The sequence below is a fragment of the Marinobacter sp. MBR-105 genome, assembly GCF_053628895.1.
Map to the genome: position 1 here is coordinate 1 of NZ_JBRJHG010000015.1, position 11,721 is coordinate 11,721.

Annotated in this window: 16 protein-coding genes; 14 read left to right on the top strand and 2 right to left on the bottom strand. The window is 52.4% G+C overall.

Annotation, left to right across the window (positions count from 1 at the left end; translation table 11 throughout):
* From ACSSVV_RS16150 to ACSSVV_RS16210, 13 genes are all read left to right on the top strand, one after another.
* On the top strand, positions 1-305 hold a 305-nt coding region (locus tag ACSSVV_RS16150), incomplete at its 5' end, for a group II intron maturase-specific domain-containing protein (RefSeq protein ID WP_454106557.1).
* Positions 306-426: 121 nt separating this feature from the next.
* Positions 427-1,791, top strand: a complete 1,365-nt coding sequence (locus tag ACSSVV_RS16155; protein WP_454106558.1) for an SIR2 family protein — start codon at positions 427-429, stop codon at positions 1,789-1,791.
* A complete protein-coding gene (locus ACSSVV_RS16160) occupies positions 1,791-2,753 on the top strand; it encodes a TIR domain-containing protein (protein WP_454106559.1) in 963 nt (320 codons plus the stop codon). Before ACSSVV_RS16155 ends, ACSSVV_RS16160 begins: the two co-directional genes overlap by 1 nt.
* Before the next feature lie 154 nt (positions 2,754-2,907).
* Positions 2,908-3,264: a hypothetical protein gene (locus ACSSVV_RS16165; RefSeq protein WP_454106560.1), complete on the top strand. Its 357-nt coding sequence runs from the start codon at positions 2,908-2,910 to the stop codon at positions 3,262-3,264.
* Between the two features lie 122 nt (positions 3,265-3,386).
* Positions 3,387-4,016, top strand: coding sequence for a LysE family translocator (locus tag ACSSVV_RS16170; protein WP_023010733.1), 630 nt, complete (start codon positions 3,387-3,389; stop codon positions 4,014-4,016).
* A gap of 206 nt (positions 4,017-4,222) precedes the next feature.
* A complete protein-coding gene (locus ACSSVV_RS16175) occupies positions 4,223-4,336 on the top strand; it encodes a GFA family protein (protein WP_454106561.1) in 114 nt (37 codons plus the stop codon).
* 89 nt (positions 4,337-4,425) lie between these two features.
* Complete coding sequence (locus ACSSVV_RS16180) at positions 4,426-5,022, top strand: glutathione S-transferase family protein (protein ID WP_023010734.1); 597 nt, start codon at positions 4,426-4,428, stop codon at positions 5,020-5,022.
* A 69-nt stretch (positions 5,023-5,091) separates the two neighbouring features.
* The gene (locus ACSSVV_RS16185) at positions 5,092-6,000 is read left to right on the top strand and encodes an alpha/beta fold hydrolase (RefSeq protein WP_227499505.1); all 909 of its coding nucleotides are present in this window, start codon (positions 5,092-5,094) and stop codon (positions 5,998-6,000) included.
* 41 nt (positions 6,001-6,041) lie between these two features.
* Complete coding sequence (locus tag ACSSVV_RS16190) at positions 6,042-6,710, top strand: class I SAM-dependent methyltransferase (RefSeq protein WP_023010736.1); 669 nt, start codon at positions 6,042-6,044, stop codon at positions 6,708-6,710.
* A gap of 47 nt (positions 6,711-6,757) precedes the next feature.
* Positions 6,758-7,156 (top strand): hypothetical protein, encoded by a 399-nt coding sequence (locus ACSSVV_RS16195; protein WP_227499506.1) that lies wholly within the window; start codon positions 6,758-6,760, stop codon positions 7,154-7,156.
* Positions 7,157-7,159: 3 nt separating this feature from the next.
* Entirely contained in the window at positions 7,160-7,579 is a 420-nt protein-coding gene (locus ACSSVV_RS16200) for a GFA family protein (protein WP_081698837.1), read from the top strand.
* A gap of 195 nt (positions 7,580-7,774) precedes the next feature.
* A complete protein-coding gene (locus ACSSVV_RS16205; protein WP_023010739.1) occupies positions 7,775-8,272 on the top strand; it encodes a PH domain-containing protein in 498 nt (165 codons plus the stop codon).
* A gap of 103 nt (positions 8,273-8,375) precedes the next feature.
* Complete coding sequence (locus tag ACSSVV_RS16210; RefSeq protein WP_014420910.1) at positions 8,376-8,672, top strand: antibiotic biosynthesis monooxygenase family protein; 297 nt, start codon at positions 8,376-8,378, stop codon at positions 8,670-8,672.
* A gap of 72 nt (positions 8,673-8,744) precedes the next feature.
* On the opposite strand, the gene ACSSVV_RS16215 is transcribed toward ACSSVV_RS16210, so the two are convergent.
* Positions 8,745-9,227, bottom strand: a complete 483-nt coding sequence (locus ACSSVV_RS16215) for a VOC family protein (protein ID WP_022990988.1) — start codon at positions 9,225-9,227, stop codon at positions 8,745-8,747.
* Between the two features lie 239 nt (positions 9,228-9,466).
* On the opposite strand from ACSSVV_RS16215, the gene ACSSVV_RS16220 reads away from it, so the two are divergent.
* On the top strand, positions 9,467-10,069 hold the full coding sequence (locus tag ACSSVV_RS16220; RefSeq protein ID WP_454106562.1) for an MFS transporter: 603 nt from the start codon (positions 9,467-9,469) through the stop codon (positions 10,067-10,069).
* Here ACSSVV_RS16220 and ACSSVV_RS16225 read toward each other — a convergent pair.
* Positions 10,023-11,711, bottom strand: coding sequence for an AMP-binding protein (locus ACSSVV_RS16225; protein ID WP_454106563.1), 1,689 nt, complete (start codon positions 11,709-11,711; stop codon positions 10,023-10,025). The two genes, ACSSVV_RS16220 and ACSSVV_RS16225, sit on opposite strands and share 47 nt — an antisense overlap.
* Positions 11,712-11,721 lie beyond the last annotated feature (10 nt).

Below are 11,721 nucleotides of genomic sequence, written 5' to 3' on the forward strand. Positions count from 1 at the left end.
TGATCGCAGATCTGAAAGAAACCCTGCTTGGTTGGAAAGCGTACTTCGACGCAGCCGAAGTACTGAGCCCGCTGCGGGACCTGGACAAGTGGATACGGCGGAGAATGAGAAGTTACGTGTGGAAGCAATGGGGCCGAAGGGGGTATCGTGAGCTGAGAAAGCGGGGTGTCTCGGTCAAATTGGCCTGGAACACCGCGAAATCGGCCCACGGCCCGTGGCGGCTGAGTCATTCGCCGGCACTGCGACAAGCCTTACCGGCCCGATTGTTCCGGAGTTATGGACTGCCGGAGCTGGCAGTACGGTAACGGGTTGAGTCAAGTCACTGAATCGCCGTGGTACGTGATCCGTATGCCCGGTGATGTGGGAGGAGGGGCATCGTGAGGTGCCTCCCTATCCCAATTAGCCAAAAAGAAACGGTAGAGATTTATGGAAGGTGATTTCGAAAAATATAAAGAGGAGATGACCGACGACATCGCCACTTGCCTCGATAGCATGGGCGTTCAGCCTATCTTATTCGTCGGTTCAGGAATGTCTCAGCGTTACTTTGGCGGCCCGAACTGGGATAATTTGCTCAAGGCCCTTGCTGAAGAGTGTCCTATTCTCGATAAAAGCTACGCATACTATAAACAAAAAAACAATTCGTTAATTGAGGTGGGAACCGAGTTCTCAGAAGCTTACCGAGAATGGGCCTGGGGTGACGGAAACGACCAGTTTCCAAAGGAGCTATTCACAGATTCGCAGCCACCTGATATCTATTTTAAGTACAAGGTTTCAGAATACTTTGAAGAGGTTATAAAGCCTGACTTTGACCAGGTTTTTGCAGGTGAATTTTCTGACGAAATAGAGGCCTTGAAGAGTGTCAGGCCACATGCCTTGATAACAACTAATTATGATCGCTTTTTTGAGCAGGTGTTTTCTGATTACTCAAGCATAATTGGGCAATCTATACTCAAAGCAAATTATACCGATGTTGGGGAAATACTCAAAATACACGGCTGCTCTTCAGAGCCTGAGAGCATAGTCATAACATCATCAGATTATGAAGACTTCAAGGCTAAGAAGAAGTATTTGAGTGCTAAGCTACTAACCTTTTTTGCTGAGCATCCCCTAGTCTTTCTTGGTTATAGCGCCGAAGACCCAAATATAAGGTCTATATTGTCCGACATCGATGAAATTCTTGCTCCCGATAACGACTTGATTCCAAATATATATCTTGTGGAATGGAACAAGAATGTTGCCAGCATGACGTCATACCCAAGAGAGAAGCTTATTACAATCGATCATGAGCGCAGTGTCCGTGTGAAAAGCATTGTAGCGGATGATTTTACGTGGGTTTATGAGGCATTTGGATCATCAGACGCTATTACAGCGATTAATCCAAAAATATTGAGAGCATTGCTTGCTAGGACTTACTCATTAGTAAGACATGATATCCCAAAGCGTACTGTAGAGGTTAACTATCAAACTCTGGAGCATGCTGTTTCTGAAGAGGGCGAATTAGCGAAACTTTACGGTATAACTACCCTCGATGACCCTACTGCAGTCAACGCAATGTATCCTTTCTCTTTAACTCAGGTGGCGAAAGCACTGGGCTATGCAAGCTGGCATCATGCAAATCAATTAATCATGAGAGTTGAGCAAGAAAAAGGAGTGAATATTAAACAGAGCGACAATAAATATCACGTCGCGATCATGGCAGGCCAAGTCATGCAAACTCACAAATATTCGCAGGCAGCCATAGATTTACTTGAGTTAGTCAAAAATGGAGAGGATTACGAGATCCAAGTGTAATGGCTAACCAGTGCGTCAACGGGACCGCTTTGTTCCGCTGCCGCTCCACAAATCGGCCCGTTACGCCGGCGTTAGCGAGAAAATGGCTTAATCCTAAATGGCAGGAGGCTGCGATTAACATAATGAGAAAACCAAGAATATTTATCGCATCTGCGGCCGAGAGCCTTGATGTTGCTGATGCGTTCAACGTCAATTTCGATCACCAGGCGGAAGTGACAGTCTGGAAGCACGGATTTGCGCTATCTCAAACGACTATCGAATCGCTCGTACAGATGGCAGATACGGTAGATTTTGCGATCTTTATTTTTACACCCGACGACGTCGCACGAATTCGAGACAAGGAAAAACAGGTTACTCGAGACAATGTAATCTATGAGCTTGGCCTATTCACCGGAACACTCGGGAAAGATAGGTGCTTCATCGTTAAGCCCCGCGATATTGATCTTCATTTGCCTACCGACCTACTGGGGCTCACCGCAGCAGATTATGATGGGAATCGCTCAGATAAAAACCTAGAAGCAGCAGTGAATCATCCGAGTGTCTTGATCAAAAAACGTGTTGCTGAACTGGGTTTAGTCTCCCAGGATCTTGATGTCCAAAAGAAGATCCGGCGGAAAATTGGATACAACTACAAGGTCGGAGAGACGGAACACCTCATCCTTACCAAAATATTGGAATCGTATGCTCGATCACCGGATGGAGTCGCGGCACATGTGGTCTTTAATGAAATCAGCGGAGTAAGTGACGGGCATCTCAGTCTTGCACTCATAAAGCTGGAGAGGCTCGGCTATTTGGATAAGAGCATTGTTGAAGATGGGGATTTCGAATACTACGGCTTCTCAATAACGGCTGATGGCATTGATTACCTATTAGAAAATGAAGACTCGTTGCCAAAAACGGAACCTGCTTCAGCACCAGCCAACACACCCGTCGATGATTTTGACGACGATATTCCATTTTAGTATCAGCGCTAACCAGGGGCTGCAGCGGACCGCTTTTCCGGCGCGGTGCGCCTCCAAATCGGCCGCTGAGCCCAGGCGTTAGGGCAATTGCAAGATGTTGAGACGTAGGCTCGTCTATTCCGGATTCACCGCTTCTGCGATTTACGGGGTCTTCTTGGCGGTGGTCGTTGTGGGAGCGGATTACTCCCTCAAGCCCTGGGTGGAAGCTCTTCCGGCAGCGCTTGCGGGCTTGGCCTTTGCTTTCGTTATTGGTGCGACACTTTTCGGATTTATTCCACATTACATGGGGATTTTCATGTCTGGTTCATCGAGCGTGCTCGATCTTATCAATAGGATCTCACTGGCAGTTGCCCTATGTTCAGTGCTGATTGGAGTCATTTCGGGTCTATTGCTGATCTTTGGCTCAAGCGATGCCATTAAACCATTGCTCGTTGCAATCACGCTTTTCTTAGGGGCGTCTGCGACAATGTGTTCTCTGAAGTTCTTCTACATCAATCGAGGCGCAGACTAAGCCCTAACAAATTGTTGTAGTTCGTTCGGGACTGCGGCCTCCGCCGGACGCCCTTTCCATAGCTCCTTCGGCGCCATGGAAAGGGCGCTGCCTTCAGGCGTTAGTTTTCAGGAGAAAGATTCATGGCGATCGAATCATGGATGGCGTTTGTCGTCGCATCGGTTGTTCTATTGGTGATTCCTGGCCCGACGATTCTGGCCGTCATCAGCTATTCAGTAACCCATGGTCGTCGAGCCAATGTTCCTCTGGTAGCGGCCGTTGCACTTGGTGACTCCACCGCGCTGTTTGCTTCGCTCGTGGGTTTAGGGGCGTTGCTTGTTGTATCTGCTTTTTGGTTCACAGCCGTAAAAGTAGCAGGTGGTATGTACCTGCTCTATCTTGGTATCAAATTGTTCAGGGCAGGATTTTCACCCACTGCAATGGCGGAGCCCACGTCTGACGCCTCGCACTTGAAGTTGTTCACCAACACGTATCTGGTAACTGCGCTCAATCCAAAGGGGATTGTTTTCTTCATGGCCTTTTTACCGCAATTCATTACGCCGGGCGAAAACGGGGTACTCCAAATGTGGTTGCTTGCAGTCACCTTTGTAGCTTTGGCGACAATCAATGCCACGCTCTATACGGTTTTCGCATCGTCTGCTCGCCGGCTGCTTGTATCGACCAAAGCGCAGCGTAGGTTTAATTTTGCTGGTGGAGCTCTGCTTTCGTCAGCTGGTGTGTGGGCGTTGCTAGCCAAGCGTCCAGCCGTGTAGACGCAAATAAATGGCTATTGTCGGACGCACCTTCGCTGGCTCTGCGGTATGTCTCAAAGCCCGGGCGATATGCGGAGTTTTTCGGGAACAAAGGAGCAGTGCAATGGAGTTTGAGATGCTGCCGCCATGGCTGAAATATCCTGAGATTCCTCTGGGGTCAATCGGCTGCCGAATGAGCCCAGCCTAAAGTGCCAAAGGAGCGATTGATGAAAGGTGAGTGTCTCTGCGGAAACGTGAAGTTCGCAATTGAGGAGGAGATTCGAAACTTCTATCAATGCCACTGCTCGTTATGCCGCAAAGCTACTGGATGGCGGGCCTGACAGCCTGGAATCACTTAACAAGTTATTGTAGTTCGTTCCGGACTGGAGCATACATCGGGTGCTCCTGTGGGGCGCGGTAAGGAGAGCAGATGAAAATTTACGGTGATGCCAAATCCGGCAACTGCTACAAAGTTCAGCTGGTGTGCAACCTCCTGAACATCGACCACGAGTGGATTGAGGTCGATATTCTGGCTGGCGACACCAGGTCCGACGAGTTCTTGCGAAAGAACCCCAATGGCAAAATACCTCTGCTGGAGCTCGATGAGGGCGAGACGCTTTCCGAGTCCAACGCCATTATCAACTTCCTGGCAGGCGGATCGGCGCTATACCCTGAGGGCGGGTTGGCTCAAGCGCTTATCCTGCAGTGGCAGTTTTTCGAACAATACAGCCATGAGCCTTATATCGCGGTAGCCCGCTTCATCAATAAGTACCTTGGGCTGCCTGATGACAGAGCTGCGGAATATGCGTCGAAGCAAGCCGGCGGCCACAAAGCGTTGCGAGTGATGGAGCAGCAGCTTCAGAAAACCCCTTATCTCACAGGGGAGCATGCGACCACGGCAGACATCTCGCTTTATGCCTACACCCACGTAGCTCACGAGGGCGGCTTTGAACTGGCAGACTATCCGGCGATTCTGGCATGGCTGAAACGGGTGGCTTCGTTGCCGAATTTCAAGCCGATGGCCTGAGGCCATTGGCTTTTCTGAGCTGTCCAATCCAGTGAACCGGATGCCCGCGTCGGGCGCTTAACAACAGCCTTGTATGAACCAAAGGGATTGTTTATGCATAAATCGATAGTGTTGGTTTTGTTGTCTTTCCTCCTGCTGACAGGCTGTGCCTCTCACCAGATACCTGTCAGGCACAAGGTTGCCCTGTCTTCTGACTCAGAACGAATCGCTTATGACGTGGTCGGGAGTGGAAAAACGGCTCTGGTGTTTATCCACGGCTGGAGTTGTGATGGACGCTACTGGCAGCAACAAATACCGGCGTTTGCCGGCGATTATCAGGTGATTACGGTTGATCTGGCGGGCCATGGGCACTCATCGGTTGGCCGCTCTGATTATTCGATGGTGGCTTTCGCTCACGATGTGAAGGCCATTGTCGATCAAGAGCGCATTGAACGTGCCATTCTTGTAGGGCATTCGATGGGCGGTGCGGTGATTGCCGAAGCAGCCAGATTGATGCCGGCCAGAGTTGTTGGTGTGATAGGGGTTGATACCTTACAGAACGTTGCGGAGCGAATTCCCCAAAGTGTCGTTGATGAAATGGCTCAGCCCTTTGAGGCTGACTTTACGACGGCGGTAAAGGATTTTGTCGCACCTATGTTTCCTGAAGGTGCCGATGAGCCATTGGTTTCCTGGGTGAAAGAAGATATGTCTTCTGCGCCAAAGGCCATTGCCTTGAACGCTTTCCGAAACTATCTCGGGCGATATGTCACTGGCGAAGCGGCCACTGCGTTTGATGAAGTCAGGGTGCCCGTCATCTCGATAAACGCCAGGTTATGGCCGACAGCGGTGGAAGAGAATAGAAAACACATTGATGATTACCAGCTTATGTACATTGAGGATGCTGGCCATTTCCCGATGTTGGAAAGGCCTGAGGCGTTCAATGAGCTTTTGAAACAGGCCATTGATTCGATCGAGGAAAAGGGCAGTAAACCCATTTAACTGCCGGGCAGGGCATGCTTGGTGGCACGCGGGAATTCTGAATGAGCAACCGCTCCAATAAACCATCCGAGTTGGCGCAAAGCTGGATAACGAATGCCGAACTCTGGACCTCGGCGGTCCGCGACGGCGATATAGAGAGTCGCCGCCTGGTGACTGACCAGGCCATGGTCAACGCCGTGCTCGCCCAACATCCGAGGCGGGTGCTTGACTTGGGGTGCGGAGAAGGTTGGCTGGTACGGGCGCTCGCCAGTCATGGTGTTGATTGCGTCGGGGTGGACGGCTCCCCCGGGTTGATTGAAGCGGCCCGGTCCCTTGGGGGAGGACGATTCCACGTCTGTACCTATTCTGAGCTTGTCGACGATGCCCGGAAGATAGGCCACGACTTTGATGTGGTGTCTGTGAACTTCGCGATCCTCCATGAAGACGTGGCCGGGTTATTGCGGGCTCTCCGGCCGTTGCTTGCTCCTCGGGGAAGAATGGTCATGCAGACGGTGCATCCCTGGTTGGTGAGCGGCCCCTATCTCGACGGTTGGCGCAATGAGGATTTTCGGGATTTCCCGGGAACATGGCAATCCATGCCCTGGTACTTTCGCACGCTCGGCTCCTGGGTAGCGTTGTTCCGGGACTGCGGTTACTCCATCATAGAACTAACCGAGCCTCGTCACCCATCCACGGAGCTGCCTTTGTCTCTTCTGGTCGTAGTGGAATAAAAAAGAAGAGCAACACCGCAATTTTATGAATAACTGAAGACTATGCTGTGAGTTCAGAACTGGGAGATGCCCCTCGTAATCAACGGGTTAAGCCGCATATGAAAAAGCTCATTGTCATCGCTTTTTTTTCGTTTTCTGCCTCGGCGGCGGAGCTGGCAACAGAGAGGTTCATCATCAATATAGAATCTCGCTGCGCTGAAGGCGAGGTTTCGTGCAACCAAATGACCTATCACGGTACAAGCAAGGCAACAGGAAATAGCATCATGCTGGAAGGGAGTTCCTGGCATACACTCTGTGCCGACGGCGATACTCCCTGCCGTTTTCTCGGGTATAAGTTTGAGAATGGAAATACCGCGTACTACGTGCATCAGGATGGATTGCTTGAAGTTATACGTAACCGGGATGAGGTATTAGTCCGGGAACGGGGTAGCTGGCGAAAGGAATGATCTATGAAAGGCGAATGTCTCTGTGGAAGTGTAAAGTTTGAAATCACAGAGGAAATCCGAAACCTTTATCAGTGCCACTGTTCGCTCTGCCGAAAAGCCACTGGAGCGGCGGCGAATGCCGCAACTTTTGTAAATGAGCATGCCTTTCGTTGGGTTTCCGGTGAGAGTGGTATACGCAGTTACAAGAAGCCCAGTGGGTTCAGAAGCGATTTTTGCTCGGTCTGTGGTAGTCCGGTTCCTAATAGTCTGAGGGACAGCGGGATGGTCTGGATTCCTGCTGGTTTGTTGGGAGAGACTCTTACGTCGAAGATATCTGTTCATCTTCACACAGAGTCTGCTGCATCCTGGGAAGAAGAATCGGCTCGGTGTGTGCGATTGGCCGGCGGGCCTGAAAGCTTGGAAACGCTTGATAGTATGTTGTAGCTCGTTCTAGCCTCCACTGAACTTTTTGATAGCAGCAACATCGATTTTTCCCATGGTCATCATGGTGTCGAAGGCAGGCTTGGCAACAGCGGGGTAGGTAATTGGTAATTCCATCTCCAGGTTCGGGGGGGCATTGAGCCGCTGAAGGTGTTCTCAGGGTTCTCCCGCCTGTAACTATTTGGATTCAAGGCAAACATGGAAGTCTTGGCTAAGATTGTAATCAGCGTGGTGGGTAGTTTTCTGACCTACTATATCGTCAGCAATGCGGCAAAGAGATCATCAACTGCTGAGACCGGCGGTAAGCTTTTCTTCGGTTGGTTCCTTATATTGACCAGCTTGGCGTCTACGCTGATTGCGGCAGGAATGCTCTGGTTGTTGTTTTTTGTTGACCATGGCGGTCAGGATATCCCCATCATCCTGATGTTGGAGATGTTTGGCGCCTTCGCGATTTATGGATGGGCCGAGGTGATCTGGACCAGAGGTTGCTTTGATGATGAGTCCCTGACGTTTCAAAGCCTTTGGCAGGGTAAACGGCGGTTTACGTGGAGCGAGTTAAGAAGCATAAGCTTTAACAAGCATCTGCATTGGTACGTTCTTCGTTTTCGCCATGGGAGGACGATTAGAATCTCAATCTATCTAAACGGCCATGGATTGCTGCTCGATAAGATCGAGAGCATGGGATATGACGTCTAGTAAAATCCACGTGGACGGGTTTAAAAAGGTTGTGCAGTGGCCGCTCAGGACTCCTGAATGACCATAAGCTCCTCGGGATTTCCAGGGAACTGCAGGAGGCAGTATGATTCGGGTTGTTTATCGTTGGAAAGTTAAGGAAGAGAACTTCGCGGACTTCAAGAAGGTTTGGGTTCGCACCACCAACCATATCCATGAAACCGTGCCCGGAGCCCTGGGTAGCTTTATGCTCCGCAGTCCTGAGGACAAAACCGAGGTGCTCACCGTCGCGAAATGGGATTCCGTGGAAAGCTGGAAAGCATTCTGGAGCGGGGAAAACCCTGCGCAGATGGTGGGCATGCGGGCACTGGGGGAGCGCGTTTCAGTGACGCACTATGAGGAAGTCGAAGACTTTACCCGTTAGCTCTGGCTGCAAAGCGTCAATCGACCAGCCAGTGGCGTTTCTTGCTCCCATCACTTGATCCAGGTGTGGCTCTCAGGGGCCAACCGCTGCCTCGATAGCAGCAATATCGATTTTTCCCATGGTCATCATGGCGTCGAAGGCACGCTTGGCAACACTGGGGTCCGGGTTATTGATCGCCTCAGTAAGGGCCACGGGGGTTATCTGCCACGAAAGTCCCCACTTGTCTTTGCACCATCCGCACGCACTTTCCTCGCCCCCGTTATCGACTATGGCATGCCAATAGCGATCTGTTTCTTCCTGATCCCAAGTCGCAATCTGGAAAGAAAAGGCCTCGTTATGCTGGAAGGCGGGGCCGCCGTTGAGCCCAAGACAGGGAACGCCAAGCACCGTAAATTCGACCGTTAAGACGTCGCCCCTGGATCCGGCGGGATAGTCCCCGGGTGCGCGCAATATCCTGCCAACTGAGGAATCGGGGAAGATGCTGGTATAAAACTGGGCGGCCTCCTCAGCCTGGCCGTTGAACCAGAGGCAAATGGTATTTTTCGGATGTGTCATTGCAATAACCCTCCTGGACGTTTGGTTTGTGTCTATGAGTCTAGTCGGTTGGGAATGGTCGAAATCGACAACGGCTATTGGCAACTATCCAGAAAGCGAGCGGCGTGCGCCTTTACCGAGTGTTTGAGCTCAGCAGGGGAATGGTGGGAAGTAAATCAAAGTTGTCGCTGGCTGAGGTTGGCGACTACGCTGACATTTGAATACATGGTTTACCATGATTTTCAGTCAGCGGAGGTGGCATGAGGTTTCCCTCAAGCACAGCATTCGCATTACTGGGCGCGGGGTTGATTGCGATCAGCTTCGGTCTTGCGCGCTTCGCCTTCGGTCTGTTTGTTCCGCCCATTCGTGCGGATCTGTCTTTGTCGCCCCATGTGATCGGTATCATCGGTGCACTCCCTCTGATCAGTTTTGCACTGACGTCGGTGGTGGCGCCCTGGTGTGCCGACCGTCTCGGCGCCCGGAATACGGCGATGGCCTCCGGCGTTTTTGGGGTAGTCGGACTGGCTTTGATCAGTCAGTCGGCCGGTGCCCTGTCACTGGGGCTGGGCGTATTTGCCTGTGGTATCTGCACGGGCCTGATGATGCCTGCCCTGACAGCGGCCATGCAGGCACTGGTGCGGCGCTCGATGCATGGCCGGGTCAGCTCGGTGATGAATGCTGGTACCAGCGTGGGGGTGATGGTCGCGGTGCCCACGGTTCTTTTTCTGGCCGGGGCGGCTGTCCATGGGGCCGGTGCTGCCATTCATGGCGGTGTCTCTGGGACAGGCAGCGGGCTCGCCTGTGGGCGGTATTCGATTATTGCTTCAGCCCCATTTCCTCAATCGAGATTTCCCGCATCTTGAACTTCTGGATCTTCCCGGTCACGGTCATCGGGAATGCATCCACAAACTTGTAGTTTTTGGGAATCTTGAAGTGGGCGATCTTGCCCTTGCAGAAGGCCTGCAGGTCCTCTGCGGTTACCGGGTCTGCATCGGGCCGCAGTTTCACCCAGGCAATCAGCTCTTCACCGTACTTCTCGTCCGGAATACCGGTTACCTGCACCTCTTCAATGGCCGGGTGAGTGTAGAGGAACTCTTCGATCTCTTTCGGGTAGATGTTTTCACCACCGCGGATCACCATGTCCTTGATGCGGCCCACGATCTGGATGTAACCATCCTCGTCCATGGTCGCCAGGTCGCCGGTGTGCATCCAGCCGGCATCGTCGATGGCTTCGCGGGTCTTTTCCTCGTTGTTCCAGTACTTCAGCATTACGCTGTAGCCGCGGGTACACAGTTCGCCAATCTCACCGCGGGGCATGACGTTGCCGGTGCCCGGGTCGACAATCTTGGTTTCCAGGTGCGGCTGGGTGCGGCCCACGGTGGTGACCTGCTTCTCGAACGGGTCGAGGGAACTGGTCTGGGTGGAAACCGGGCTGGTTTCCGTCATGCCGTAGGCAATCTGCACTTCTTTCATGTGCATTTTGCCGTTGACCTTCTTCATGACTTCGGCGGGGCAGATGGAACCTGCCATGATGCCGGTGCGCAGGGTGGAAAGGTCGTAGCTGTCGAACTCCGGGTCGGCCAGTTCGGCGATGAACATGGTGGGGACACCGTACAAGGCCGTGGCTTTTTCCTGGTGGACCGCCTGGAGTACGGTTTTCGGGTCAAAGCCTTCGCTCGGGTAGATCATGGCGGTGCCATGGGTGATGCAGCCCAGGTTGCCCATCACCATGCCGAAGCAATGGTAGAGCGGCACTGGAATCACCAGCCGGTCGTTCTCGGTCAGGCGCTGGCTTTCACCAACAAAATAGCCGTTGTTCAGAATGTTGTGGTGGGTGAGCGTGGCGCCTTTCGGGTTGCCGGTGGTACCGGAGGTGAACTGGATATTGATGGGGTCGTCGAACTGCAACTCATTCTGGCGCTTGGCAAGATCGGCTTCTGATACCTCGCCGGCAAAGCCCAGGAAATCCTGCCAGGTCCACATACCCTCGTGGTTATCCGGGTGTACGTTAATGACCGCCCGAAGATCGGGGACGTTGTCAGCTTTGAGTTTACCGGGTGCGCTGCGTTTCAGTTCCGGGGCCAGCTCGTAGATCATTTCCCGGTAGTTGGAGGTTTTGAAGCTGTCGGCGGTAACCAGAACGCTGATGCCGGCCAGATTCATGGCGTACTTCAGCTCGTGCACACCGTAGGCCGGGTTGATGTTTACCAGAATGGCGCCCACTTTCGCGGTCGCAAACTGGGTAACGGTCCATTCGTAACGGTTGGGTGACCAGATGCCCACGCGGTCGCCACGCTTGACGCCGATGGCCATGAACGCCCGGGCCGCCTCGTTCACCTTGTCGACGAACTCTTGGTAAGTCCAGCGAATGTCCTGGTGCAGGCACACCAGAGCCTCGTTGTCGGGAAACTGTTGGGCGGTGCGGTCCAGCATATCGCCGATGGTCATGCCCAGCAGTGGCTTTTCTGCGATACCACTGGTGTAACTTGGGAGAGTCTTGCTCATGTCTCTGCCT

Coding starts and splice junctions, on each gene's coding strand:
- ACSSVV_RS16155 (WP_454106558.1), top strand. CDS start 427: ATGGAAGGTGATTTCGAAAAATATAAAGAGGAGATGACCGACGACATC.
- ACSSVV_RS16160 (WP_454106559.1), top strand. CDS start 1,791: ATGGCTAACCAGTGCGTCAACGGGACCGCTTTGTTCCGCTGCCGCTCC.
- ACSSVV_RS16170 (WP_023010733.1), top strand. CDS start 3,387: ATGGCGATCGAATCATGGATGGCGTTTGTCGTCGCATCGGTTGTTCTA.
- ACSSVV_RS16175 (WP_454106561.1), top strand. CDS start 4,223: ATGAAAGGTGAGTGTCTCTGCGGAAACGTGAAGTTCGCAATTGAGGAG.
- ACSSVV_RS16180 (WP_023010734.1), top strand. CDS start 4,426: ATGAAAATTTACGGTGATGCCAAATCCGGCAACTGCTACAAAGTTCAG.
- ACSSVV_RS16190 (WP_023010736.1), top strand. CDS start 6,042: ATGAGCAACCGCTCCAATAAACCATCCGAGTTGGCGCAAAGCTGGATA.
- ACSSVV_RS16200 (WP_081698837.1), top strand. CDS start 7,160: ATGAAAGGCGAATGTCTCTGTGGAAGTGTAAAGTTTGAAATCACAGAG.
- ACSSVV_RS16205 (WP_023010739.1), top strand. CDS start 7,775: ATGGAAGTCTTGGCTAAGATTGTAATCAGCGTGGTGGGTAGTTTTCTG.
- ACSSVV_RS16210 (WP_014420910.1), top strand. CDS start 8,376: ATGATTCGGGTTGTTTATCGTTGGAAAGTTAAGGAAGAGAACTTCGCG.
- ACSSVV_RS16215 (WP_022990988.1), bottom strand. CDS start 9,227: ATGACACATCCGAAAAATACCATTTGCCTCTGGTTCAACGGCCAGGCT.
- ACSSVV_RS16220 (WP_454106562.1), top strand. CDS start 9,467: ATGAGGTTTCCCTCAAGCACAGCATTCGCATTACTGGGCGCGGGGTTG.
- ACSSVV_RS16225 (WP_454106563.1), bottom strand. CDS start 11,711: ATGAGCAAGACTCTCCCAAGTTACACCAGTGGTATCGCAGAAAAGCCA.